The organism is Aurantimonas sp. A3-2-R12 (assembly GCF_036016755.1).
Classification (GTDB): Bacteria; Pseudomonadota; Alphaproteobacteria; order Rhizobiales; family Rhizobiaceae; genus Aurantimonas; species Aurantimonas coralicida_A.
Genome location: NZ_JAYXIH010000051.1, coordinates 1 through 24938, shown reverse-complemented (window position 1 = coordinate 24938; position 24938 = coordinate 1). Strand labels below are relative to the sequence as shown.

Genomic DNA, 24938 nt, shown 5'->3' with positions numbered 1-24938 from the left:
GCGTGCAGTCGGCAACATCTGCGACCTGTTCGAGCCCGAAGAATGTTGGAACTACCTCAAGGCCGCTGGCTATGTTGCAGATTAATCGCCTGACGCTCTAGTCTAGAGCCACGGCAAAAGCGAAAGGGTGACGGCGATGGGACTTCTGGTCGACGGACAGTGGCAGGACAAGTGGTACGATACGAAGTCGACCGGTGGCCGTTTCAAACGAACGACCACAAGCTATCGGAACTGGATCACTGCCGACGGCGAGCCGGGACCGGACGGTCGGACAGCATTCAAGGCCGAGGTGGGCCGCTATCATCTCTACGTCTCGCTCGCCTGCCCCTGGGCACACCGCACGCTGATCGCCCGAAAGCTGAAGAAGCTGGAAGACGTCATCTCGCTGTCGGTCGTCGACTATCACATGGGCGAAGAGGGCTGGGTATTCTCCGAGCGACGCGGTGTGATCCCGGACGCTGTGCTCGGCAAATCGCGGCTCTATGAGGTCTATCTCGAAGCCGATCCGGACTATTCGGGCCGCGTCACCGTGCCGGTCCTTTGGGACAAGCAGACCGGCACGATCGTCAACAACGAGTCCGCCGAGATCATTCGCATCCTCAACCGTGCCTTCGACGCATGGGGCGATGCGAGGGTCGACCTGACGCCCGAAGCGCTGCTCGGCGAGATCGACGCGATCAACGCCACCGTCTACGACGCCATCAACAACGGCGTCTACAAATGCGGCTTCGCAACGACGCAGGAGGCCTACGAGGCGCCCTTCCACGCGCTGTTCGCGACGCTCGACCAGTTGGAGGCCCGGCTATCGAACCAGCGCTATCTCGTCGACAGCGCCGCACCGACCGAGGCCGACTGGCGCCTGTTCACCACGCTGATTCGCTTCGATGCCGTCTATCACGGGCATTTCAAATGCAACAAGCGGCGGATCGCCGACTACCCGAACCTCTTCGGCCATATGCTGGAACTCTACCAGACGCCGGGGATCACCGAGACCGTCGATTTCGGTCACATCAAGGGCCATTACTATTCCAGCCACAAGACGATCAATCCGACCGGGATCGTGCCGCTCGGCCCGGATCAGGATCTGACGGTTCCGCATGGGCGCGAGCGGCTACAGCCTCACCAGTGAGGATCGATCGGGCCATCGCCGCGCAGGTCGGCGAGCCGCCGGTGCGTCGCGTCGGTCGCGCCTTCCGGCAATCCGTCGAGGCTGAAGAAACCGGTTTCCGCGATTTCGGCGTCCGGCGTCTTCGGCGCCGTTTGGCGAGAGGCGCCGCAGCGGTAAAACAGGACATGATCGCGGTTGGACGCGTTGCGGTTGAAATAGACCGCGATGAGCTGGGGCGGATCGACGAGTTCGAGATTGCCTTCCTCGTGGAATTCACGCTTGAGCGCATCGACGGCGGTCTCGCCCGGATCGACGCCGCCGCCCGGCATGTGCCAGCCCGAGACATAGGTGTGGCGGACCAGAAAGATCCGGCCCGCCTCGTCGAACACCGCGCCGCGTACGCCGAGCGTCATGGGGCGCGACACAAGATGGACGCCGTGCAGCGCCCTGAGAAGAAATTTCTCTAAGAACATGGTCCCTCGAAAGAACACGGCCCTACCAAACGCCGCCGGGTCGCCTAAGATGGAGCAGATGTTTCGACTTGCCCATCTCTCCGACGTGCATCTGGGTCCGCTCCCGGAACTGTCCATTCGCGAACTCGCCTCCAAGCGGGTCACTGGTTACGTCAACTGGCACCGCAACCGCCGCCGCGCGATGTTCGGCGATACGCTGGTGAACCTGATCCAGGACATGAAAGACGAGGCCCCCGATCATGTCGCGGTGACGGGTGACCTGGTCAATCTGGCGACCAAGAAGGAGACCTTGGCGGCCCGGCTGTGGCTGGAAGAACTCGGCGCGCCTTATGACGTCTCGGTGGTTCCCGGCAACCACGACGCCTACGTTCCGGGCGCGCTGAAACGTTCGTATCGCGAGTGGTACGAATATATGATCGGCGATAATCCGCTGAACGCCATCGGCAACTCATTTCCCTATCTGCGGGTCCGGGGCAAGGTGGCGATCTTCGGGGTTTCCACCGCCGAGGCGACCGCGCCGTTTTTCGCCACCGGTACGTTCCGGCGTGGCCAGGCGCTGGCCCTTGCCCGACTGCTCGAAAGCTGTCGGGCAACCGGGCACTTCCGGGTCGTGATGATCCACCACCCACCCATTTCCGGGTCGACGTCCTGGCACAAGCGCCTGATCGGAAAGCAGTTCTTCTCCAAGGTGATCCGCGATGTCGGGGCCGAGCTGGTGCTGCACGGCCATACCCATCTCGACACGTTGCACTGGCTGCGCGGGCCGGAGTTCAAGGTGCCGGTGGTCGGCGTTCCCTCCGCGAGCCAGGCGCCCGGCAGCGACAAGCCCGCCGCCCGCTACAACCTTTTCGAGATCAGCGGCGAGCCGGGCGCGTGGTCCCTCATCCAGCGCGAGCGCGGCGCACGCACGCACGGGGACGGTCTCGGCTGGATCCGGGAGCGCGAACTTCTGGAGGCGGGGCACGCGATCGACGCCAGGCCGCGCGAGGATGCCAAGCCAGCGGCATAGCCCCGTCGAGCGGTCGCGACGAATCCCGACCTTGGCGACATTCAGCCGATCGACACGCCCTGATAGGAAGCGATCGCCAGAAGCAGCGCCGCTCCAATGACGATGCCGATCATCATCCAGGTGGCCGCAATGACGAAGTCGGCGCTACGGGCGCGCTTTTCCGGCTGACGGAGGGGCGCGTCCTCGCCGTTGCGAATCTGGCGGCTGGCATCGCCGGCGACCCGCTCGTTCAGCCCGTCACTCAAGGCAAAAGCCTTGTCGCGCTCGACGATGCGCTCGGCGACATATTCGGTGACATGCTGGGCCATGACCCTGGTGTCGGTCGACTCGACCAGAGTCACGCGCCCGAGCCGGGTTTCACGGACGAGGCGATAGGTCCGGCGGTCGCGCGCCATGATGACATTGGCCGTCCCGTCGATCCACAGGCGCGGATGCATACCACCCGAGATGGTGAAATCGAACAGCTCGTCGCCGGGGGGCAACTCGTCGATCAGCGACTGCAGTTCCTCCGCCAGGATCTCCAGCCGGGCCCGGTCGGCCTCGCGGATATCGACGACGACGTCGGCACGCTGCGCGGCGGCGATCTTGGCCTGCCGCACGGCATCGGCCAGACGCTTCGTTCCCATTAGGGACGCCACGTTATCCTTGCCTTCGCCCATATGTCGCTGCCTCGAATCCAATTCGTTAACGAGGTCTTAACATACGGGGCAATTCGGTTGGAAGAAACCGGCGGACACACCAACCGGCCTTTCTCAACGCTTTTCTACTTCTTCCATGTTCGCGCGAATGGCCGCGATGCATGCCGCGGGCGCCTCGAGCATCAGCATGTGGCCAAAGCCATCAAGCCGCGTGACGGTGAATTCGCGCGGAACGCCACTGGCCTGGGCTATGGGGGTGACCCGGTCTTCGGTGCCCCAGATCACATGCACGGGCCGGCCGGTCGCGGCGATGGCATCAAGCGGCAAGACGCCTTGCTCGCCCGTCGAAAACAGATGGTCGAAAATTTGCCGGATCGCCGCCCGGCCGGCGGGGTTACGCGCCGCAGCGATTGCCGCCACGGTGTCACTATCCGGCACCCAGCCGGGCGCGCCCATGCCGCCAAGGGCCGTGCCGATCGCGTCGACCCCCGCAGCGTCCATAACGGCGCGAATTCGCTCGGCGCCGATCTCCTTGCCGAAGCCGCCGGGCGCCAACAGGGTCAGTGAGGCAACCCGGTCCGGCGCGAACAGGCCGATGAGCGATGCGATCGCCCCGCCCATGGAATGGCCGACAAAGTGCACCGCCGTAATGCCGCGCGCGTCGAGCTCGGCGAGGAGCGCCCGCGCAGCAATCTTCGGCGGACCGAAGCCAGGATAATCGCGCGAGCGACCATGCCCGGGAAGATCGAAGGCGATGGTCCGGCGTTGGGATGATGACAGGGCATCCTGCAACGGCGCCCAGATCTCGGCCCGACCGTCGAAACCATGCAGGAAGATAATCGGCGTTACGGGGCCCTCGCCGCGTTCGGCACCGCCCTGTTCGATTGCGAACAGCCGTTGATCGTCCATCATGTCCCCCTGCTTATACGGCGGCGAACGGCAGCCGAGCCGTCGTCGAGATGCGGTCCGGGTCGATTCTCAGATGGACCAGCGCCGGACGATCGGCCTGCAGCGCGGCCCTCATCGCCTCGGCGAAATCCTCCGTCCGCGCGACGCTGAGGCCGAGGCCTCCGAGGCTCCGAGCCAAGGAAGCGAAATCGGGATTGACCAGCGCTGTCGCCGACTGACGGCCGGGATACGACTTTTCCTGATGCATCCGGATGGTGCCGTATTGCGCGTTGTCGAACACGATGACAACGATGTTCGCCCCCGCCTGCACGGCGGTCGAAAATTCCTGGCCGGTCATCTGGAAGCAGCCGTCACCGGCGAAGCAGACCACCGCCCGTTCGGGATAGCGCAGTTTCGCGGCGACCGCCGCCGGCAGGCCATAGCCCATCGATCCGGAGGTGGGAGCGACCTGCGTGGTCCGCTCCGAGAAGCGATGGTAGCGGTGCAGCCAGCCGGCGTAGTTGCCGGCCCCGTTGGTCATGATCGCGTCACGCGGCAGCGTCGCGCGGAGTTCGGCCATCACCGCGAACGGATCGACGAAGTCGGAATTCGGCTTGGATTCGGGCGTGGGAGTCGACCAGCGGAGGTAATCCCGGTGGGCCGCCTCCGCCTGTCCGGCCCAGGCGACGGTGGCCGGTGCCTGCAATTGCATCGCCTTGCGCGCAAAGGACGCCGGGTCGGCATGAATGCCGAGCGCCGGCGTATAGAGCCGGCCGATTCCTGCCGCCTCGGGCAGGATATGGACGAGGCGCTGCTTGGGAACCGGAACCTGGAAAAGTGTGTATCCCTGGCTCGGCATCTCACCGAGCCGCGCGCCGACGGCAATAACGAGATCGGCCTCGGCGATGCGGGCCTTCAGTGCGGGGTTCGGGCCGATGCCGAGATCGCCGGCATAGTTCGGGTGGTCATTGGGAAACAGGCCCTGGCGGCGGAACGAGCAGGCGACGGGCAGATGCCAGTGTTCGGCGAAGGCGACGATGTCGGCGATCGCGCCATCCGTCCATCGGGATCCGCCCAGGATCAGCATCGGACGGGAGGCGGCGCCGAGAAGCGCCCACAGTTCCTCCATATCCTCGGCTTGCGGGAGCACCGGCTCGACGCCGACGCGCGGCGGAATATCGGCCTCGGCAGCGCCCGACAACGTATCCTCCGGCAGCGCGACGATGACCGGCCCCGGCGTGCCATCCATGGCGATCCGGTAGGCTTCGGCGACGAGGCCCGGCAGTTCGGCGGCCGTCGTAGCCTCGAACACGGCCTTGGCCATGTCGCCGAACAGCCGGTCGTAATTGACCTCCTGGAAAGCGCCGCGCCCCCGGAACTTCGTCGGCACCTGGCCGACGAAGAGGATCATCGGCGTCAGGTCATGGGCGGCGACATGGATGCCGGAGGCGGCATTGGTCGCCCCCGGACCGCGCGTGACGAAGCAGATGCCGGGTCGGCCGGTGAGCTTGCCATCGGCCTCGGCCATCATCGCCGCGCCGCCCTCCTGGCGGCAGACGATCGTCTCGATGGCGCTGTCATAAAGCGCGTCGAGCACCGGGAGATAGCTTTCCCCCGGCACGCAGAAGACGCGGCTCGCGCCCTGCTCGGAGAGCGCAGCGACGAGCAGTTCGCCTCCGGCCGCCTTCACTGGGCGAGCAGCCGGTTGGCGGCGGCGACGATGGCTTCGAGCGACGCCGTGACGATGTTCTTGTTGATGCCGGCGCCAAACAGCCGGCCGCCCTCATGCTCGACTTCCATGTAGCAAATGGCGCGCGCGTCGGAGCCCGCGCCGAGCGAATGCTCGGAATAGTCGAACACCGAGAATTCAATGCCGATATGGCGGCACAGCGCGTCGACGAAGCCGTCGATCGGCCCGGTGCCGAGGCCCTCGATTTTGGTCTCGACGCCGTCGTCGACGATGGTCGCCTCCAGGATACGCTCGCCCTTCACGTCCGGGTTCGGCCGGGTGAAGTGATCGACGAATTTGATGCGGGCTCCCGGCTGTTCGACATAGCGCTCGATGAAGCGGTCGTAGATGCGCTTCACCGGCAGCTCCCTACCCTCTTCATCCGTGATCGCTTGGATGTCCTCGCGGAACTCGACCTGGAGATTGCGTGGCAGGTTCAGCCCGTAATCCGCCTGCAGCACATAGGCGATGCCGCCCTTACCCGACTGCGAGTTGATCCGGATGATCGCCTCGTAAGAACGGCCAACGTCTTTCGGGTCGACCGGCAGATAGGGAACTTCCCACAGCTCTTTGTTGGCGGTGCGACGCGCCTTCATGCCCTTGTTGATCGCATCCTGATGCGAGCCGGAAAACGCCGTGTAGACGAGCTCGCCGACATAGGGGTGCCGTTCGCCGATCGCGAGCTGATTGCAGTATTCGTAGACATCCTTGATGTGGTTGATGTCGGTGATGTCGAGGCCGGGATCGACGCCTTGGGTGAACATGTTCAGCGCCAGCGTGACGAGGTCGACATTGCCGGTGCGCTCGCCATTGCCGAACAGCGTGCCCTCCACCCGGTCGGCACCGGCCATCAGGCCGAGTTCGGTCGCCGCGACGGCGGTGCCGCGATCGTTGTGGGGATGCAGCGAGACGATGATACTGTCGCGGTTGTCGAGGTTGCGGCACATCCATTCGATCTGGTCGGCATGGATGTTCGGCGTCGACATTTCCACAGTCGCGGGCAGGTTGAGGATCAGCCTGTTGTCAGGCGTCGGCCGAATGATCTCGGCGACGGCGTTGCAGATCTCGACCGCGAAATCGAGTTCGGTGCCGGTGAAGCTTTCGGGCGAATATTCGAACCGATAGTCGCCGCCCGCCTTGGCCGCCATGTCGGCGACCATCTTTGCCGCGTCGGTGGCGATTTCCCTGATGCCGGCGCGGTCCTTCTGGAAGACGACGCGGCGCTGCAATTCGCTGGTCGAGTTGTAGAAATGGACGATCGGCCGACGCGCGCCCTCGAGTGACTCGAAAGTCCGCGAAATCAGCTCCGGTCGGCATTGCACCAGCACCTGCAACGACACGTCGTCGGGGGCGCGACCCTCTTCGATGCACCAGCGCGCGAAGTCGAAATCGGTCTGCGAGGCCGACGGAAAGCCGATTTCGATTTCCTTGAAGTTCATTGCCTTCAGGAGCGCGAAGAACCGGGCCTTGCGGTCGTGGCCCATCGGGTCGACCAGCGCCTGGTTGCCGTCGCGAAGGTCGACCGAGCACCAGATAGGCGGCGTCGTAATGGTTTTGCTCGGCCAGGTGCGGTCGGGCAGATCGATCTGACCATAGGGCTGATACTTTACCGAAGCCGAGGGCATCGTGCGGGATGGCTCGGCCTTAGCGGCGGGACTGACTGCGGACGTAACGGACATGGCTGTTGCACCTTGATCGCTCGGGCGGATGCCGGGGGCGGCGCTGGCAACGCGCGCGCATCTGATCGGGTCATCCGAAATTGAAACCGGATTGTAAAGCGAAAGGGGCAGAGCGGGGAGGCTCTCAGGCCTCTGGCGCGCCGGCTCGACCGCCGGACGCCCCTTGGATCAACGGGTCCGACGGCCGCGGCTAAGTAGACCGAGGAGAAGGCCCGGACGCGCCAGGGCAGACGGCCGCCGAAGGGCCGCAAATGTCCACATGCTGGATGGCGTCACGATCATGCGTGCCAGATTATTGCGAACGCGGTCGATTGCAAGCCAAATTTCGCGACAGCCTGCCGAAGGCTCAGTTCGCCAACTCGTCGCGCATCGAAAAACGCAGCGTCGAGACCGCGTCACCTGCGTTGGATATTTCGAAAACGCCGCCGATCTGCTCGGTGAGCGATGCCACGATGCGCATGCCGAGATTGCGCGAGGAGGACACGGAAAAGCCCTCGGGCCAACCGGGCCCATCATCGGATACTGTCAGACGAAGCGGTGTTTCCCGGGAGTCCGAGTCGCCCGGGTCGCGGCGGCTGAGTTCGACGACGATCCGCCCCGCCCGACCGTCGGCGCAGCCATGCTCGATTGAATTCGAAATCAGCTCGGTGGCGATCAGGCCAAGCGGGACGGCGAGCTCCGCCGATACTTCCACTGCGTCCGCGTCGACCTCATAACGGACGTTCGTCACGCCCGACGCCTCCAGAAGGTCCGGCCCGAGTTGGGTCAGATACGGCCCCATATCGAGACTTTGCCGGCCAGGATCGTGGAGTTGGCGCTGAATCTTCGAGATCAAGGATATCCGCGCCGACGCCTGTTGCAGGACCGCGGACGCCTCCGTGCTTGTGGTTCCCCGCGACTGAGCGTTCAGCAATGACGACACCACGGCGAGATTGTTCGAGACACGGTGTTGCAATTCGCGGAACAACAGATCGCGTTCGCTGGCATGGCGCGCGGCCGATTCCTTTTCGATTTCAAGCCGGTCGAGCGCGAGTTGCATCCAGTGAATCAGCAAAATGTCGACCGCGACGATGAAGACGTAAAACGATAGCGCCAAGGTCGAGCCGCCGGTCAGGGCGAAGGAGTCGAAGGGTGGAATGAAGAAGTACCAAGCGAACAATCCCGCAAGGAATGCGACGGCCACGCCTGGAACGACGCCGGCGAAGAAGGAGGTGATGATGACCGCGGGAAAGAAGGTCAGATAGGGAAAACCGACCGGCAACCGGTCATCGAGAAGATAGCGAACCGCGAAGGACAGTGCGAGCAATGCGGCGGCGAACAGCCAACGCATGACCGGCTGACCCCGCAGCGAGGTTTTCGACAGAAGCGCCTGTACGCCCCGCAGATTGACCAAGGGGGAATTCATCGGTCGTTCGGCGAAACCCTCCACCATCAATAATCGGTCCTCGCTGTTCGGGGTGAGCTAACCACCCGATCGAATCGGACGGTCGGATATCGCAACGGATGCTGTCGCAAACGATAAGTATGGCGGATCAAGGGCGCGTGCCAACTCCAGGGTCGGATTGCCGCCGGGCGTTGCCAAGGCAACACGGCAAGCAAGCGACAGCCGCTGGAAGGCGCGATGGCCTACAGAACCGGGACGCCCGTCTGTTTCGCCTCGCCTTCCGGCTCGACATGGATCGACACGCGAGCGCCGGCGAAGGCCTCCTGCAGCGCGTCCTCGATCCGGTCGCAAATGTCGTGGGCGACGCCGACCGTCATCGCCTCGGGCACTACCATGTGGAACTCGATGAACATCGCCCTGCCCGCGAGCCGGGTCTTCAGATCGTGGACCTCGATGGCCCCCTCGGCATGGGCCGAGATCAGGTCGCGAACGCTGGCTTCCTCGACCGGGTCGATCGCCTGATCCATCAGGCCGGAGAGCGAGCTGGTCACGACCTTGAAGCCTTCGCGCAGAATGTTCAGCGCTACGAATGCCGCCATCAGCGGATCGAGGATCGTCCAGCCGGTCACCGTCGCCAAAAGCAGGCCGCCAAGAACACCGACCGAGGTGACGACATCCGCCATGATATGCTGGCCATCGGCCGCAAGTGCCGGCGAGCGACGGTCGCGCCCGCGGCGAATGAGAAAAACCGCCCAGCCGGCGTTGATGACGGTCGCTACGGCATTGATGGCGATGCCGGCAAGCGGCTCGTCGAGCGAGCGCGGCACCAGATAGGCCGCCCAGGCCTCGCGCAGGATCAAGAGCGCCGCGACGACGATCAAGACGCCTTCGACGACGGCGGAAAAATACTCCGCCTTGGTATGTCCGAAAGGGTGATCGCTGTCAGCCGGCTTGTAGCTCAGCGTCACCGCCCACAGCGCGATCAGCCCGGCTACGACGTTGACGATCGATTCCAGCGCGTCGGAAAACAGCGCCACCGAGCCGGTCACATGATAGGCGGCGTATTTGATCGCCAAGACGATCACCCCGATCGCGACGCTCGCCATCGCGATACGCTTGACCAGAGGCGCGGCCGCCTCGCTCGTTTCCGATACCACCGACGTCACCGGATCACGCCGCCTTCTCGCGGGCCCGGCGGGGCAGATGCGCGACGATGTTCTCGATCATGCGCATGCCCGCCTCGCCGCCGAGGCTCATGATGCTTTCGGGATGGAACTGCACCGCCGCGACCGGCTCGGTCCGGTGCTCGAAGGCCATGACGATGCCGTCGTCGGTCTCCGCCGTCACCTCGAACTCCTTCGGCAGGCGAACGGGATCGGCGAAGATCGAGTGATAGCGGCCGACGGTGACCTCCCCGGGCAGGCCGGAGAAGATGATGCCGGGGGTGGTGACGCGAATGCGCGACGGCTTGCCGTGGACCGGCACATGCAGGGTGCGCAGCGTCCCGCCATAGGCCTCGGCGAGTGCCTGGAGCCCGAGGCAGACGCCGAAGATCGCACAGCCGCGCGCGCGGGCGGTGGCGATGGTGCCCTTGCAGTCGAAATCGGACGGATTGCCCGGCCCCGGCGACAGCACCACGAGATCGGGATCGACGCGGTCGAAGATCTCGGCCGGAACCGGCGTGCGGACGGTCGTGACCGTCGCGCCGGTCTGGCGGAAATAATTGGCCAGGGTGTGGACGAAGGAGTCCTCGTGATCGACCAGGAGGATGCGCAGCCCCTCCCCGACCCGCGCCGCATCCCGCTCGGCGCCGGCAGCGTTGGACGCGCCCGCCTCGCGGATCGCGCCGATCAGCGCCGAGGCTTTCAGCTCGGTCTCGGCCTCTTCTTCCTCGGGATTGGAATCATACAGCAGCGTCGCGCCGGCCCGCACTTCGGCGATACCGTCCTTCAGCCGGATCGTGCGCAACGTCAGGCCGGTGTTCATGTCGCCGTTGAAATGCACCATGCCGACGGCACCTCCATACCAGGCGCGCGGGCTCTTCTCGTTGTTCTCGATAAAGCGCATGGCCCACAGCTTTGGCGCACCGGTCACGGTGACAGCCCAAGCATGGGACAGGAACGCGTCGAAAGCATCCATGCCATCGCGCAACCGGCCCTCGATGTGGTCGACAGTATGGATGAGCCGCGAATACATTTCGATCTGCCGCCGGCCGATAACCCGCACAGAGCCCGGATCGCAGACCCGGCTCTTGTCGTTGCGGTCGACGTCGGAACACATGGTCAGTTCCGACTCGTCCTTCTTTGAATTGAGCAGCTTCAGGATCTGCTCGGAATCGGAAATGGCGTCCTCGCCGCGCTTGATGGTGCCGGAAATCGGGCAGGTTTCGACCCGCCGACCATTGACGCGCACGAACATCTCCGGCGAGGCGCCGATCAGGAATTCATTCTCGCCGAGATTGATGAGAAACGAATAGGGCGAGGGATTCACCGCCTTCAGCCGCCGCGAGATTTCCGATGGCTTGTGCTCGGCGCGCTCGTAGAACACCTGGCCAGGAACCACCTCGAAGAGGTCACCGCGCATGAACTTCGCCTTGGCGGCGCGCACCAGCTCAGCATATTCGCCGGGCTTGTGATCGCCGCGCGGCGGGATGCGCTCGGAGGACGCAAAGGGCGCATCCAGGCCGCCGCCCGCAAGCCCTTCGGTCGAGACGCCATCCTTGGCGAATTCGTACCGGGTCAGGAAGGCCGAGGCGGAGTAGTGATCGACCTCGAGCAGTTCGTCCGGGAGATAGAGTAGCAGATCGCGGCGGTCCGAATCGCGCTCTAGCACTTCCTCGACAGGGTCGAACTGATAGGCGAGGTCATAGCCAAAAGCGCCGTAAAGGCCGAGATCGCGATCTTCCTCCGCCCGAAACAACGAGACAATCGCGCGCAGCACCGAAAAGACGCTGGGCATGCGCGAGCGTTCCTCCTCGGTGACCGCCGCGACCGGCTCGTTGATGACGAGGTCGAGCGCCTTGGGTGCGCGAGCGCGCGAGGCGATGTCGTCATGACCGGCCAGCGCATCCGCGATGAAACCGAGCAGCACCTCGCCGCGCGGATTGAGAGCCGCGATCCGCATCGCCCGTCCGGTCGAAGAGACGACCAGCGGCGGATCGACGAAAGCCACGTCCTGGCGGGTGTAGCGGCCCGGATACTCGTAATTGGAAAACAGGACGGCGCCGCGGCGGGTGTCCAAACGATCGAAATAGGGCTCGATCGCGCCGTCATAGGCGACGGCGCGCCGGCTGCGCGTGATCGTCACTCCGCCCGCCGTCAGGTAGCGCTCGCGGCCGTCGTCGGTCTGTTCGGTCACCATGAACTCTCTCCGGATCTCAAGCCCGGACCCCCGGCGACATAGCAAAAAAGGCCGCCGGATGATCCGAGGCGGCCTTTGGGTTTGATCACAAGCGTGACGGTCCGGCCGCTGTCAGCGCGCCCACCACCAATTCATCGAAAGGATCGTCATCATCATGCGCAACCGATAACCGAGCCGGGCAGCGAGAGCAAGACACTCCTCAAGGTGGGCAACGCGGCGCCCGCACCGGGTCCGCGTAGCGGAAGCGCTCACATTACCATCGAGGGCATTCCATACCGAAGTGCATTCGGCTAGATGAGCCGCCATGGAAGAGTTCGATTACATCGTCGCCGGCGCCGGCTCGGCAGGTTGTGTCCTCGCGAACCGGCTGTCCGCCGATCCGAAAAACCGCGTGTTGCTGCTGGAAGGCGGCGGCAAGGACAACTGGATCTGGTTTCACATTCCGGTCGGCTATCTCTTCGCCATCGGCAATCCGCGCGCCGACTGGATGTTCAAGACCACCAGCCAGGCGGGGCTGAACGGCCGGGCTCTGAACTATCCGCGTGGCAAGACGCTGGGCGGATCGTCGGCGATCAACGCGATGATCTACATGCGCGGCCAGGCAGCGGATTACGACCACTGGCGCCAGCTCGGCCTCGCCGGCTGGGGATGGGACGACGTTCTGGAGGCGTTCAAGGCGGTCGAGGATCATGTCGACGGGCCGGACGACTTTCACGGGACCGGAGGCGAATGGCGTGTCGAGCATCCGCGCATCCGTTGGGACGTTCTCGACCGGGTGCGCGACGCGGCCGAGGCGGCGGGCGTCGCCAAGATCGATGACTTCAACACCGGCGACAACGAAGGCTCGGCCTATTTCCAGGTCAACCAGAAGGGCGGGCGGCGTTGGAGCGCGGCGCGCGGTTTTCTGAAACCTGCGCTCGGTCGGCCGAACCTCAAGGTTGTCACCGGCGTCATGGTCGACCGGGTGCGCTTTCGTGAGGGACGCGCCGTGTCGATCGACTACCGCAAGGATGGCAAGGGCTTCGAGGCGCTGGCGGCGCGCGAGATCGTGCTGTCGGCCGGCGCCGTCGGCTCGCCGGCGATCCTGGAGCGCTCCGGCGTCGGCGACGCCGACCGGCTGAAAGACCACGGCATTGCGCCCGTCCATCACCTGCCGGGGGTCGGCGAGAATTTGCAGGACCATCTGCAGATCCGCCCGATCTACAAGGTCGACGGAATCAAGACGCTGAACAGCGAATACAAGAACCTGTTCCGCCGGGCGATGATGGGCGTCGATTACGCGCTCAGGCGGCGGGGACCGCTGACCATGGCGCCGAGCCAGGTCGGCGCCTTCGTCAAATCTTCACCGGATCAGGCGACAGCCAATCTGGAGTTCCATTTCCAACCGCTGTCGCTCGACGATTGGGGCGCGGGGCTGCATTCCTTCTCCGCCTTCACGGCGAGCGTCTGCAATCTCAGGCCAACCAGCCGCGGCAGCATCCACCTCACCGGCGCGCGGCCGGAGGATGCGCCGGACATCGCGCCAAACTACCTTTCCACCGACGAGGATCGGCAAGTCGCCGTCGACAGCCTCAAATGGGCCCGGCGGATCGTGGAGCAGTCGCCGCTCGCGCCCTACCGACCGGAAGAATACAAGCCCGGCGCGCATGTGACGTCCGACGAGGACATGCTGGTCGCCGCGGGCGATCTCGGCACCACGATCTTCCACCCGGTCGGGACGGCGAAGATGGGAATCGAGGGCGATGCGATGGCGGTGCTCGACGAGCGGCTGCGCGTGCGCGGGATCAGGGGCCTGCGCGTCGCCGACGCCTCGGTGATGCCGTCGATCACTTCGGGCAACACCAACTCGCCGACGATCATGATCGCCGAGAAGGCCGCCCGGATGATCCTGGATGACGCGCGGGCTGATACCAACCTGCGGTGATAGGGACTCATTCGATGGCGCTGAAAGGGCTAGTCCGGCCAGGAGCAGTGCGCGGTTCGATGCGCCGCATCGCGCGTCGTCCCGCTCCGTGCCAGGCATTGGCGATCGTCCCGGTCGAATGGGTTCCTATCGCCGCAGGTTGGTATTTGAGAGCGGAGGGGCGACAACGAAAGAGCCCGGAAAACAAGCGCTCCGGGCTCTTCGTTGAGAATGGTCGGCTGGTGGCATCGGGAGGAGGAATGCCGCCAATCGACCCATGCGCGGTGACAGTGAAAGCCCGTTCGCTTGGGAGGAGGTCGGCGGGCTTTCCGATCGTCCATTGCCGCAACATCATGACTGTACATCAAGTCGCGACAATAGACTGTCACCCGTTTGCTACGATTCCATGGCAATCAAGCTGGCATTGCCGCCGGCCGCCGCAGTATTCACCGACGTCACCTGTTCGCGGGCGAAACGCGCCACGTAATTCGGTCCGCCCGCCTTCGGCCCGGTGCCGGACAGGCCCGAGCCGCCGAACGGCTGTGAGCCGACGATCGCCCCGATGATGTTGCGATTGACGTAGATGTTGCCGACGGTCAGCCGCTCGGCGATCGTCTTGACGGTCTCGTCGATGCGACTGTGGACGCCGAGCGTCAGACCGAAGCCGGTCTGCTCGATCGCGTCGCAAACCTTGTCGAGCTCGCCGGCCTTCCACCGCACCACATGCAGGATCGGGCCGAACACCTCGCGGTCGAGCGCCTCGGGCTTGTCCAGTTCGACGATATGCGGCGCGAACCAGTGGCCCTCGGCCGGTAGATCGCCGCGGAGGCGGCCCTCGAATCGGACCGTTTGCAACCGCTCCATGCGCTCGATGTGAGCGGTCAGCATGGCGTGCTGTTCGGCATCGATCACCGGGCCGATGTCGGTCGACAGGTCTTGCGGGTCGCCGACGACCAGTTCCGCCGCGGCGCCGGCGATCATCTCGATCATGCGCTCAGCGACATCCTCCTGGACATAGAGGACGCGCAACGCAGAACAGCGCTGGCCGGCGGACCGGAACGCCGACATCACGACGTCGTCGGCGACCTGTTCCGGCAGCGCCGTCGCGTCGACCACGAGGCCGTTGATGCCGCCGGTTTCGGCGATCAGCGGCGCGATCGGCGCGTTGCGGGCGGCCAGCGCGCGATTGATCGCAAAGGCGGTCTCGGTCGAACCGGTGAAGGCGACGACCGCCGTGGCATCATGGGAGACCAGCGCGGCGCCCGCCTCCCCGTCCCCCGGCGCGAGGAAGAGACCGTTCGCCGGAAATCCGGCCTCGTGCAGGAGGCCGACCGCCAGTGAGGCGACCAGCGGCGTCTGCTCGGCCGGCTTGGCGACGACGACGTTGCCGGCGGCCAGCGCCGCCGCGACCTGGCCGGTGAAGATCGCCAGCGGGAAATTCCACGGCGAGATGCAGATGGCGACACCGCGCGAGCGGTAGCGAAGACGGTTTTCCTCGCCGGTCGGACCGGGCAGCAAAGTGGGTTCGGCGAACAATCGTTCGGCTTCGGCGGCGTAGAAACGAAGAAAATCCACCGCCTCGCGAATTTCGGCGATGCCATCGTCGACCGTCTTGCCCGCCTCACGGGCCAGAAGCGCCATGAACACGCCCTGCCGCTTTTCCATCAGATCGGCGGCCTTGCGCAGCCAGGCGGCGCGGCTTGCGGCCGGCACGGCCTCGGCCGCCCGCACATGGCGCGCCGCCTCGGTGACGAGGGCCTTCGCGCCGCTCGCGCTCAGATGATGGCTGCGCCCGACGAGCGCTCCATCGACGGGCGAGCGGATGTCAACCGGCCGCTTGGCGTCGGCCCCCTTGAAGCCGCAGGTGACCGCGATCAGTTCGCGCCCGGCATGGTCGCGCGCGGCGAGGAAACGGTCGAGCGTACGCCGGTCGCCGAATTCGATACCGGCGGAATTCTTGCGAGGCGCGAAAATCTCCGATGGCAGGTCTATCTTCGGATGGCGCGCGGGACCGTTCTTCAAGACGTCGCGCGGGCGCTCGATCAAAGAATCGATCGGCACGTCCTCGTCGCCGACCTGCGCGACGAAGGACGAATTGGCGCCGTTCTCCAGAAGACGACGCACCAGATAGGCGAGCAGGTCGCGGTAGCCCCCGACCGGCGCGTAGATGCGGCAGGGAATTGCGGACGCAGAGTCGCGGCGCATGGTTTCGTAGAGCGCTTCGCCCATGCCATGCAGGCGCTGGAACTCGAACCCGGAGACATCGGCGCCGGCCATTTCGACGATGGTCGCGACGGTCAGGGCGTTATGGGTCGCAAATTGCGGGTACAGTGGCTCGCGCCGATCGAGAAGCGCCTTGGCCGCGACCAGATAGGACAGATCCGTGGCTGGCTTGCGCGAATAGACGGGATAGCCGGCAAGACCCTTTTCCTGGGCCTGCTTGATCTCCGTATCCCAGTACGCCCCTTTGACGAGCCGAACCATCATCTTGACGCCCGCCGCCTTGGCGAGCGCGTCGACATGCTCGATCACCGCGAGGGTCCGCTTCTGATAGGCTTGGATGGCGAGGCCGAAACCATTCCAGCCGTTAAAGTCGAAGTCCTTGACCACCGCGTCGATGACGTCGAGCGACAATTCCAGGCGCGATGCTTCCTCGGCATCGATGGTGAGATTCAGATCGTAGCTTTGCGCCTGACGCGCCAGCTCTTTGACGCGGGGCACCAGATCCTTCAGCACGGTGTCGCGGTGGGTCGGCTGATAGCGCGGATGCAGGGCGGATAGTTTGACCGAAATCCCCGGCCGATCAGGCAGCGGCTTGTTGCCGGCCTTGCGGCCGATGGCCTCGATCGCGTCGGCATAGGAGCGGAAGTAGCGCTCCGCGTCGGCCTTAGTGCGCGCGCCCTCCCCCAGCATGTCGTAGGAATGGCGATAGCCCTTCTTCTCGAAGGCGCGGGCGCGATCGAGCGCGTCGGCGATCGTCTCGCCGAGAACGAAATGGCGGCCGAGGAAGCGCATCGCCTGGCGCGTCGCGGTGCGGACCGCCGGCCCGCCGACGCGCTTGACGAGGGAGGAGATGACGCCTTGCGGCGTTTCGCCCGGCCGGATGATCCGCGCCGACACCCCGAGCGCCCAGGCCGAGGCGGCGGTCAGCATCCGGTCCTCGTCGCCGTCGTGATGGGCCCAGTCGCCGGCGCCGATCTTGTCCTCGATCAGCCGGTCCTGGGTCTTGGCGTCGGGCACCCTGAGCAGCGCTTCGGCCAGGATCATCAGCGCCAGCCCCTCGCGGCTCGACAAGCCGAACTCGCGCAGGAAATCCTCGACGCCGCCGATGCCGCCGGCCGCACCGCGAATCTCCTCGATGAGGTGGCGCGCCCGCCGATCGACCGCCTCTTCGTCGTGGGTCCAGCGCTCGGAGGCTGCGAACAGCGCAGCGACCGCCGCCGTATCGTCCGGCGCGAACGGAGCCGAAAAGGGTTCTGGCATGGCCGACATGGTTCACTCCGTGATCGATCGAAGACGACGCTATTTTACAGATCCAGCGGCCGTGTTTCTCGCCAAAAAGACCCCTGATTGCAGTGGAATGCTTCGCCAAAATGCCATACGCCTGCTCAGATGACCGAACTTGACCAAAAAGACCGGAAAATCCTCCGCGAGCTCCAACGCGACGGCCGTCTCACCACTCTCGAACTCGCCGAGCGGGTCCATCTGTCGCCGACAGCGACTGCCGAACGGGTGAAGCGCCTCACCCGCGACGGCTATATCCTCGGATATGCGGCGCGTCTTTCGCCGGAAAAGCTCGGCCGCGGCATGATCGTCTTCGTCGAGGTCAAGATGGACCGGACCAGCGACGCGGTTTTTTCCGAATTCAAGCGCGTCGCGGAAGCCACCCCGGACATCATGGAGTGCCACATGGTGGCCGGTGGCTTCGACTATCTCATCAAGGCGCGGGTGAAGGACATGACCGCATATCGGGCGTTTTTGTCCGACGCGCTGCTCGCCCTTCCCGGCGTGCGCGAAACCCATACCTACGCGGTCATGGAAGAGGTGAAGAACACCGCTTCGATCGCGTTCTGAGACCGCCGCCTGGGCCGTTACGGCACGTGAACGCTGCTTGCGCAGCCCCAGCCGATGCGCAATAGTCGGGCAGCTTCCATTCGATCCGCCGGACCGCGTTTTGCCCGCAGCGTCCGCATCCACTCAAGGAGACCTTGATGATCCAGATCCGCAATTTCGCGGCACTTGCCCTTGGCGCATCCCTGCTCAGCTTCCCGGCGTTCGCCCAGGACGCGGAGAGTTGTTCGACCGTACGCCTTTCCGACGTCGGCTGGACGGATATCACCTCCACGACGGCTGTCGCAAGCAACATCCTCTCGGGGCTCGGCTACAAACCCGACGTCAAGATCCTGTCCGTTCCGGTCACCTTCGCCTCGCTTTCCAACAACGACATCGACGTCTTCCTGGGCAACTGGATGCCGGCGCAGTTGGAGCCGATCAAGAAGTATCTCGACGACGGCTCGATCGTGCAGGTGAAGGCCAATCTGGAAGGGGCAAAATACACCCTCGCGGTGCCGAAATATCTCTACGACAAGGGCCTCAAGGACTTCGCCGATATCCAGAAGTTCAGGGATGAACTCGGCGGCAAGATCTACGGCATCGAGCCAGGCAATGATGGCAACAGCCTGGTCCTCGGCATGATCGAAAAGGACGAATTCGGGCTGAAGGGCTTCGACCTCGTCGCCTCGTCCGAGCAGGGCATGCTCAGCCAGGTCGCGCGCGCGACCAAGGCCGACAAGCCCATCGTGTTCCTCGGCTGGGCGCCACATCCGATGNCAGGGCATGCTCAGCCAGGTCGCGCGCGCGACCAAGGCCGACAAGCCCATCGTGTTCCTCGGCTGGGCGCCACATCCGATGAACTCGAACTACGACATCGAATATCTGACCGGCGGCGACGAGACCTTCGGCCCCGATTACGGGGGCGCGACCGTGTATACGGTGGAACGCAAGGACTTCGCCACCGACTGCCCCAACCTCGCCAAGCTGCTCGAGAACCTGACCTTCGACCTGCCCATGGAAAACGAGATCATGGGCAAGATTCTCGATGACAAGCAGAAGCCGAACGAGGCCGCGGCCGAGTGGATCAAGGCGAATCCGGATCGTCTCGACGCATGGCTCGAAGGCGTCACGACGCTGGACGGACAAGACGGCCTGCCTGCTGTGAAGTCCTCTCTCGGACTTTCCTGACCGGTCGCGCCCGTCCCAAGACCATTTCTGGAAGGCCGGTTTCGCCCGGCCTTCTTCTTTAGAGCATCGAACGAAAATATGGACGCGTTCTGCCAGAGGGATTTCGGGACAAGGTCGAGGGGATCGGCGCAGGTCGTAGCGGCGCTACGGCCAAGACGAGACCCGATGGAATTGGCGCGAAATCACTTGGGCCACCGATCGCCCCGCACCGGTCGGCGCGGAAAGGTCGATCGGCGGATTTTAAAGCCTGCCGTTTGCCGGAGGCAAACAGGCGGACGGGTTTCCGGCCGCCGGGCGCCCACTTTGTCGGCCGGCTCGACCGTAGCGCCGCTACGCTCGTCGTCAGCCTCCGCGTGGATCACCTCGGCGAGCCGAGAAACAGAACCGCATCTATATTGTCGTCCGATGCTCTAAGAGCAGACCCGACCAGGAAGGAATCCCCGGCCCGTGGAATGGCTCCAGAATAATCCCCTGCCGATTGGCGAAGGCGCCTCGGCCTTCGTCGACTGGCTGACCGCCAACTTCACCTTCATCTTCGACGCGATCAGCAATGGCCTCGGCGCCTTCATCGACGCCGTCCTGTTTCTGCTGCAGTGGCCCCACCCCTTCGTCGTCGTCGCGGCCTTCGGAGCCATCGCTTACGCCGCCCGTCGCTCGATCCCGATCGTCATCTTCACCGTCGCCGGCCTGCTGCTGATCATCAATCTCGGATTCTGGGACGACACGACGCAGACGCTGGCACTGGTGCTCGCCTCGACCGCCGTCTGCATGCTGATCGGCGTTCCGCTGGGGGTCGCCGCCGCCCGGCGGGACTGGCTTTATGCCGGTCTTCGCCCCGTGCTTGACCTGATGCAGACGATCCCGACCTTCGTCTATCTGATCCCGGCGCTGATCCTGTTCGGGCTGGGCGTCGTGCCCGGGCTGGTGGCTACGGTGATCTTCGCCCTGCCCTCGTCGATCCGGCTGACCCGGCTCGGCATCGCCTCGACGCCGCGCCAACTTCTCGAAGCCGGCGACGCGTTCGGCGCGACCCGGCTGCAACGGCTGTTCAAGATCGAGATTCCCTACGCCCTTCCCCAGATCATGGCGGGACTGACCCAGACGATCATGCTGTCGCTGTCGATGGTCGTGATCGCCGCGCTGGTCGGCGCGCCGGGCCTCGGCGTTCCAGTGCTGCGCGCGCTCAACAGCATCAATATCGGCCAGGGCTTCGAGGCCGGGTTGGCGATCGTTCTCCTCGCCATCATCCTCGACCGGTTCTTCCGCATTGACGAAAAGACCCGCTCATGAGCCCCATCGTCTCCTTCCAGAACGTCTCGATCGTTTTCGGCCGAAAGCCAGAGCAGGCGCTACCGCTTGCCGACGCGGGCAAGAGCCGTAGCGAAATTCGCGAGGCGACGGGCCTGACGCTGGGTGTCGCCGACGCCTCGCTCGACGTCGAAGCCGGCGAGATCGCCGTTCTGATGGGCCTGTCGGGCTCCGGCAAGTCGACCTTGCTGCGCGCCGTCAATGGGCTGGCGCCGATCACCCGCGGCCGGGTCGTCATCGACACCGGCAAGGGCACCGTCGACCCAAAGGAATGCGGGTCTAAACGCCTGCGCGAGTTACGCCGTCACGAGGTTGCGATGGTGTTTCAGCAATTCGCCCTGTTGCCCTGGCGCTCAGTCGCGGAAAATGTCGGGCTCGGCCTCGAACTCGCCGGCGAGCCGCGCGCCAGGCGGCGTGAACGGGTCATGACCCAACTCGAACTGGTGGGTCTCGGCGACTGGGCGCAATCGCGCGTCGGTGAGTTGTCTGGCGGCATGCAGCAACGTGTCGGCCTTGCCCGCGCCTTCGCCACCGACGCACCGATCCTGCTGATGGATGAGCCGTTCTCGGCCCTCGATCCGCTGATCCGGGCGCGGCTGCAGGACGAACTCCTGGAAATCCAACAGCGGTTGAAAAAGACCATCATCTTCGTCAGCCACGACCTCGACGAGGCGTTCAAGATCGGCAACCGTATCGCCATCATGGAGGGAGGCCGCATCGTCCAGGTCGGCACCGCGCAGGACATCGTCCTCAGGCCGGCCGACGACTACGTCGCCGACTTCGTCGCCCATATGAATCCGCTCAACGTTCTGACCGCCGAGAATGTGATGAAGCCGGTGGACGCCGAGAACGGTGCAACTCCGGCGCGGGTCGCGGCGATGGCCGAACCCGACACGCCGCTCAAGCGGGTGATGGAATCGATTTCCGGCGGCAATGGCGCGGTGATCGTATCCCGCAACGGACGGGTCGTCGGCCAGATCGGCCCGCAGGAGATCGTCGACGCGCTGATGCGCCACTGATACCGGCCTGCGATTGGTCCGAGGCCTATCGGGAAAAGACCGAACGCGACGCGCGACGCGTTGCTGAACTGCCGCAGACCCATATCTGCGATGGTGGCCGCTCATCGGGTCCGATGCCGGAACAGGAGGATCAACTGTGCCGCCAGTTGTATTCCCCGCGCCAGGGCCAACAGCCAGATCAATTGTTCCAGCGACAGATCGAACTGGATCACCGCTCCTGCTCCGAGAACCGTCGTGGCGAAGAACAGGGCGGAGGCCGTGGTCATGTCCTTTTCGCGGTCCCGAGAAATCATCAGCCAGTCGAAGAACTCGGAAACGCGGAAAAACGAAAGAAACGAGATCGCGACGAACGTTCCGACCGTCACGCCGTACTTGTCTCCCAGCGATTCCAAGGGCCACACGAACACCGCGAACGCCGCCGCCGCCAATTGGGCGGCCCCCGCGAATATGCACGCCGCGGACCAGGCGCTTGCCGTCTTCACCTGCCGAAGGAGGGTGGCTCCGCTCCGCTCCATCATGACCAGTTGCGGGCCGACCGACTGCACGATGATGGCAACGATGGTCGAGTTGATCATATAGAATAGCAGGACGAATGCGTAGGAACCGGCTGCCGCCGCCCCGAACACATGGCCAACAAACAGTCTATCAAGATAAAGCGGCGCCGATACGAGAATGATGCTGACGAATATCCAATACCCGCCGTAGTCTCTTGGCGAATCGACGGTGAGCGCGTCTGGACTTGGGGCGGTGGTGGATTCAGCCAGGCGAACGAGCCAATAGCGCATGAGGAGGCCCGCAACGGCCGCCGCGACGATTTCGCCGGCGACGGCCCCCGGCCAACCCGCAAGCCAGGCGCCAAGCACACCGAACGCGATCGCCGTCGCCGCCCGGATGAGGTTTCCGAAGCCGAACAACCGCAATTCCGTGGTCGAGCGAATTCCGGAAGAATAGATGTTGTAGGCAATGTGCCGCTGTTCAAGCTGAGATAGCGGCGGCGACCGGTGCCTGATCCCCGCGCGGGCCCAGTTCCGCCGGATGCTGGGCCGGCCGTGGCGCTGCGCGGATTTCCCGATACTGCCCGATCGCCCTTTGGACCGGCGTGGCAGAGCCGCGATCTACGGGCAACGAGTGGCTCTCACGGCTGACCGCAATATCGCGCGCCAAGCCGCTGAGCCGGTCACGATGCCGACCACGCGGCATGAGCGGCGAACGCATCTGTTTCAAGGCCGCCATGCGACTGCGCGCGATCAGGCGCAGCCGTCATTTCCCTGTTGCAATCGACCGAGCTTTCCGCCATATACCGCCCGTCTGCGGCACCCAGGTGCCGCGCGGAGCGGGCGGGCGTAGCTCAGTGGTAGAGCACAACCTTGCCAAGGTTGGGGTCGTGGGTTCGAATCCCATCGCCCGCTCCAATTTTCTCCCTAGTGATTGAGAATCCAGAACGTTATTTTAGCGAGCCAATGACGTTCGGCCATAGCTGAAATCAATCCCGCACCGGGCGCTGATTCCCTCTTCCAGGGGTTGCGCCCCTCCTCTTTCATAGCCTGCGGCGACAGACCGCGCGGACGTCATGGGACAGCTCGATCCGGACCAGAAACGTCGCCTCGACCCCGTTCCATGCGGTCGCCATCCGGCTGCCCGCACACGACATTTTGATCCCAGAGCTGGACCACGTGCCGTACTCTCTCTCCAAGGCACCTTGGAGGAGGAAACCATGGCGCGTTCGTCCGTATTGTTTGCCGCCACTCTTGTAGCAGGGACTCTTGTCGGTCCCGCCATGGCTCAAGACAGTCCAATGAGCTTCTTCGTCACCAGTCAGGGGCCGGGCGACGGCGCCAATCTCGGCGGCCTGGAAGGAGCGGACGCCCACTGCACCAGCCTCGCGGAAGCTGCCGGCGTCACCGGAAAAACCTGGGCGGCCTATCTGAGCACCAGCGACACCGACGCCCGTGATCGCATCGGCGGCGGGCCTTGGGTCAACGCGAAAGGCGAAACCATCGCCGACAGCCTCGACGCGCTGCACAGCGACGCGAACGCCATCACCAAGGCGACCGCGCTGAACGAGAGCGGCGAATTGGTCAATGGCCGCGGCGATCAGCCGAACCGCCATGATATCCTCACGGGCTCGCTCCCGGACGGCACCGCGCACGAAGCGACTTGCGAGAATTGGACGTCGAGCGGCGAAGGCAGCGCGATGGTCGGCCATCATGATCGCATGGGGCTCGACGAGTCCGCCGAGGCCAAATCCTGGAACTCGTCGCATCCCTCGCGCGGTTGCGGACAAGAGGCGTTGCAAGGCACCGGCGGAGACGGCTTGCTCTACTGCTTCGCGAAATAGCTAAGGCAAGAGCGGCGGAAAGTCGCGATGACATCCAAGCTGCTCTCGCGTGAATCGCCGCGCAAAGGTTTCAGACGCAGGATTCGGACATAAAAGCGGAAAATGGTAGCGGAGGAGCGTTACCGCCATTACAGTGCTATGATCAAATTCGTTTGCTGAGCTACATTTATGTAAGCGTTGTTCCGGCTGTGTAAGTGTCTGAATCAAAAAGAATGCCTTAGTTTCAATGCCTTGCGAGCCGGCGCGTTAGGAGGCGGATGTTTGCGATGAAGACCCACGCCGTGGCGGAGGCGATGGTGCGCTCGAAGTCCTTTGCCAGCGTTCTGCGTCTGCCGAGCCGCGCGAATGTGCGCTCGACATGCGCTGATCGCGACCCGATCCTGGGTGGGTGTCATCGGAACTGACGGGCGGGGTGCGATGCGGTCAGATTGCCGCGTCATCTTCCGAGACGCAGAACTCCCATGCCCCATTACGCTGCCTTTGATGTTTCGAACGACGAAACGGCGATCCATGTCATTGACGAAGCGGGCGCTACGGTCTGGCGCGGCAAACGCGCCAGCGATCCCGAAGTGCTGACCACGACCCTGCGGCGTCATGCCCCCCGATCTGGTCCGCGTAGGTTTGGAGACCGGTCCGTTGACGCCTTGGCTCTACCATGCCTGCAAAGCTCTCGGCCTGCCTATCGTCTGCCTGGACGCGCGGCATGCCCGTGCCGCCACGGCCTTGCAACGGAACAAAACCGATGCCCGCGATGCCTAGCATTACAGTTGCTCTTTGGATTTGAGATGCGCTTGTCGAGCTGCGGCTTGGTGGGCGCGTCGCCAAGTTGACCAAGCAATGACGTGGGCTGGTCGGATTTGG

At 64.4% G+C, this 24938-nt stretch carries 17 protein-coding genes, 1 tRNA gene and 3 pseudogenes; 10 read left to right on the top strand and 11 right to left on the bottom strand.

Going from position 1 to position 24938, the window contains the following annotated elements; genetic code table 11:
• The first annotated feature begins 136 nt into the window (after positions 1-136).
• Positions 137-1129 carry a glutathione S-transferase family protein gene (locus VSX60_RS19455; RefSeq protein WP_327625921.1) on the top strand — a complete coding sequence of 331 codons (993 nt, stop codon included), beginning with the start codon at positions 137-139 and terminating at the stop codon, positions 1127-1129.
• Here the strand turns inward: VSX60_RS19455 and VSX60_RS19450 are convergent.
• On the bottom strand, positions 1120-1581 hold the full coding sequence (locus tag VSX60_RS19450; protein WP_327625920.1) for an NUDIX domain-containing protein: 462 nt from the start codon (positions 1579-1581) through the stop codon (positions 1120-1122). The genes VSX60_RS19455 and VSX60_RS19450 overlap by 10 nt on opposite strands.
• Before the next feature lie 58 nt (positions 1582-1639).
• Here VSX60_RS19450 and VSX60_RS19445 point away from each other — a divergent pair, with 58 nt between their 5' ends.
• Positions 1640-2590, top strand: a complete 951-nt coding sequence (locus VSX60_RS19445; protein WP_327625919.1) for a metallophosphoesterase family protein — start codon at positions 1640-1642, stop codon at positions 2588-2590.
• Positions 2591-2631: 41 nt separating this feature from the next.
• On the opposite strand, the gene VSX60_RS19440 is transcribed toward VSX60_RS19445, so the two are convergent.
• From VSX60_RS19440 to VSX60_RS19410, 7 genes are all read right to left on the bottom strand, one after another.
• A complete protein-coding gene (locus VSX60_RS19440) occupies positions 2632-3228 on the bottom strand; it encodes a hypothetical protein (RefSeq protein WP_327625918.1) in 597 nt (198 codons plus the stop codon).
• Positions 3229-3342: 114 nt separating this feature from the next.
• Entirely contained in the window at positions 3343-4140 is a 798-nt protein-coding gene (locus VSX60_RS19435; protein WP_327625917.1) for an alpha/beta fold hydrolase, read from the bottom strand.
• A 10-nt stretch (positions 4141-4150) separates the two neighbouring features.
• A complete protein-coding gene (locus VSX60_RS19430) occupies positions 4151-5806 on the bottom strand; it encodes a thiamine pyrophosphate-binding protein (RefSeq protein ID WP_327625916.1) in 1656 nt (551 codons plus the stop codon).
• Positions 5803-7524 carry a 2-isopropylmalate synthase gene (leuA, locus tag VSX60_RS19425; protein WP_327625915.1) on the bottom strand — a complete coding sequence of 574 codons (1722 nt, stop codon included), beginning with the start codon at positions 7522-7524 and terminating at the stop codon, positions 5803-5805. Before leuA ends, VSX60_RS19430 begins: the two co-directional genes overlap by 4 nt.
• Positions 7525-7870: 346 nt before the next feature.
• The gene (locus VSX60_RS19420; RefSeq protein WP_327625914.1) at positions 7871-8956 is read right to left on the bottom strand and encodes a sensor histidine kinase; all 1086 of its coding nucleotides are present in this window, start codon (positions 8954-8956) and stop codon (positions 7871-7873) included.
• Positions 8957-9150: 194 nt separating this feature from the next.
• Positions 9151-10014 (bottom strand): cation diffusion facilitator family transporter, encoded by an 864-nt coding sequence (locus tag VSX60_RS19415; RefSeq protein WP_327625922.1) that lies wholly within the window; start codon positions 10012-10014, stop codon positions 9151-9153.
• Positions 10015-10078: 64 nt separating this feature from the next.
• Entirely contained in the window at positions 10079-12268 is a 2190-nt protein-coding gene (locus VSX60_RS19410; protein WP_327625913.1) for an anthranilate synthase, read from the bottom strand.
• Between the two features lie 304 nt (positions 12269-12572).
• Here VSX60_RS19410 and VSX60_RS19405 point away from each other — a divergent pair, with 304 nt between their 5' ends.
• The gene (locus tag VSX60_RS19405; RefSeq protein ID WP_327625912.1) at positions 12573-14192 is read left to right on the top strand and encodes a GMC family oxidoreductase; all 1620 of its coding nucleotides are present in this window, start codon (positions 12573-12575) and stop codon (positions 14190-14192) included.
• A gap of 375 nt (positions 14193-14567) precedes the next feature.
• Here the strand turns inward: VSX60_RS19405 and putA are convergent, their stop codons facing one another.
• Positions 14568-17663, bottom strand: coding sequence for a bifunctional proline dehydrogenase/L-glutamate gamma-semialdehyde dehydrogenase PutA (putA, locus tag VSX60_RS19400; protein ID WP_327625911.1), 3096 nt, complete (start codon positions 17661-17663; stop codon positions 14568-14570).
• A 120-nt stretch (positions 17664-17783) separates the two neighbouring features.
• Between putA and VSX60_RS19395 the strand changes: the two genes are divergently transcribed.
• The 4 genes and pseudogenes from VSX60_RS19395 to choV all read left to right on the top strand — a co-directional run bounded on the left by VSX60_RS19395 (position 17784) and on the right by choV (position 21739).
• Positions 17784-18245 carry an Lrp/AsnC ligand binding domain-containing protein gene (locus VSX60_RS19395; RefSeq protein WP_327625910.1) on the top strand — a complete coding sequence of 154 codons (462 nt, stop codon included), beginning with the start codon at positions 17784-17786 and terminating at the stop codon, positions 18243-18245.
• A 137-nt stretch (positions 18246-18382) separates the two neighbouring features.
• Positions 18383-19412, top strand: a pseudogene (locus VSX60_RS19390) (choline ABC transporter substrate-binding protein).
• 447 nt (positions 19413-19859) lie between these two features.
• The gene (gene choW / locus VSX60_RS19385) at positions 19860-20702 is read left to right on the top strand and encodes a choline ABC transporter permease subunit (RefSeq protein WP_327625909.1); all 843 of its coding nucleotides are present in this window, start codon (positions 19860-19862) and stop codon (positions 20700-20702) included.
• Positions 20699-21739: a choline ABC transporter ATP-binding protein gene (choV, locus tag VSX60_RS19380; protein ID WP_327625908.1), complete on the top strand. Its 1041-nt coding sequence runs from the start codon at positions 20699-20701 to the stop codon at positions 21737-21739. Before choW ends, choV begins: the two co-directional genes overlap by 4 nt.
• Before the next feature lie 101 nt (positions 21740-21840).
• On the opposite strand, the gene VSX60_RS19375 is transcribed toward choV, so the two are convergent.
• Positions 21841-22653, bottom strand: a complete 813-nt coding sequence (locus VSX60_RS19375) for a hypothetical protein (protein ID WP_327625907.1) — start codon at positions 22651-22653, stop codon at positions 21841-21843.
• 423 nt (positions 22654-23076) lie between these two features.
• Here VSX60_RS19375 and VSX60_RS19370 point away from each other — a divergent pair.
• Positions 23077-23151 (top strand) — tRNA-Gly (locus VSX60_RS19370).
• Positions 23152-23453: 302 nt separating this feature from the next.
• The gene (locus VSX60_RS19365) at positions 23454-24077 is read left to right on the top strand and encodes a hypothetical protein (protein WP_327625906.1); all 624 of its coding nucleotides are present in this window, start codon (positions 23454-23456) and stop codon (positions 24075-24077) included.
• A gap of 223 nt (positions 24078-24300) precedes the next feature.
• Here VSX60_RS19365 and VSX60_RS19360 read toward each other — a convergent pair.
• Positions 24301-24435 (bottom strand): annotated as a pseudogene (locus VSX60_RS19360) (IS5/IS1182 family transposase); the annotation flags it as partial.
• Between the two features lie 103 nt (positions 24436-24538).
• Here VSX60_RS19360 and VSX60_RS19355 point away from each other — a divergent pair.
• A pseudogene (locus VSX60_RS19355) lies at positions 24539-24833 on the top strand (IS110 family transposase); the annotation flags it as partial.
• Between the last annotated feature and the right edge of the window lie 105 nt (positions 24834-24938).

Bases quoted from the DNA above. Each gene is read 5' to 3' on its own strand.
- VSX60_RS19455 (WP_327625921.1), top strand. From the start codon at position 137: ATGGGACTTCTGGTCGACGGACAGTGGCAGGACAAGTGGTACGATACG.
- VSX60_RS19450 (WP_327625920.1), bottom strand. From the start codon at position 1,581: ATGTTCTTAGAGAAATTTCTTCTCAGGGCGCTGCACGGCGTCCATCTT.
- VSX60_RS19445 (WP_327625919.1), top strand. From the start codon at position 1,640: ATGTTTCGACTTGCCCATCTCTCCGACGTGCATCTGGGTCCGCTCCCG.
- VSX60_RS19435 (WP_327625917.1), bottom strand. From the start codon at position 4,140: ATGATGGACGATCAACGGCTGTTCGCAATCGAACAGGGCGGTGCCGAA.
- leuA (WP_327625915.1), bottom strand. From the start codon at position 7,524: ATGTCCGTTACGTCCGCAGTCAGTCCCGCCGCTAAGGCCGAGCCATCC.
- VSX60_RS19420 (WP_327625914.1), bottom strand. From the start codon at position 8,956: ATGGTGGAGGGTTTCGCCGAACGACCGATGAATTCCCCCTTGGTCAAT.
- VSX60_RS19415 (WP_327625922.1), bottom strand. From the start codon at position 10,014: ATGGCGAGCGTCGCGATCGGGGTGATCGTCTTGGCGATCAAATACGCC.
- VSX60_RS19410 (WP_327625913.1), bottom strand. From the start codon at position 12,268: ATGGTGACCGAACAGACCGACGACGGCCGCGAGCGCTACCTGACGGCG.
- VSX60_RS19405 (WP_327625912.1), top strand. From the start codon at position 12,573: ATGGAAGAGTTCGATTACATCGTCGCCGGCGCCGGCTCGGCAGGTTGT.
- putA (WP_327625911.1), bottom strand. From the start codon at position 17,663: ATGTCGGCCATGCCAGAACCCTTTTCGGCTCCGTTCGCGCCGGACGAT.
- VSX60_RS19395 (WP_327625910.1), top strand. From the start codon at position 17,784: ATGACCGAACTTGACCAAAAAGACCGGAAAATCCTCCGCGAGCTCCAA.
- choV (WP_327625908.1), top strand. From the start codon at position 20,699: ATGAGCCCCATCGTCTCCTTCCAGAACGTCTCGATCGTTTTCGGCCGA.
- VSX60_RS19365 (WP_327625906.1), top strand. From the start codon at position 23,454: ATGGCGCGTTCGTCCGTATTGTTTGCCGCCACTCTTGTAGCAGGGACT.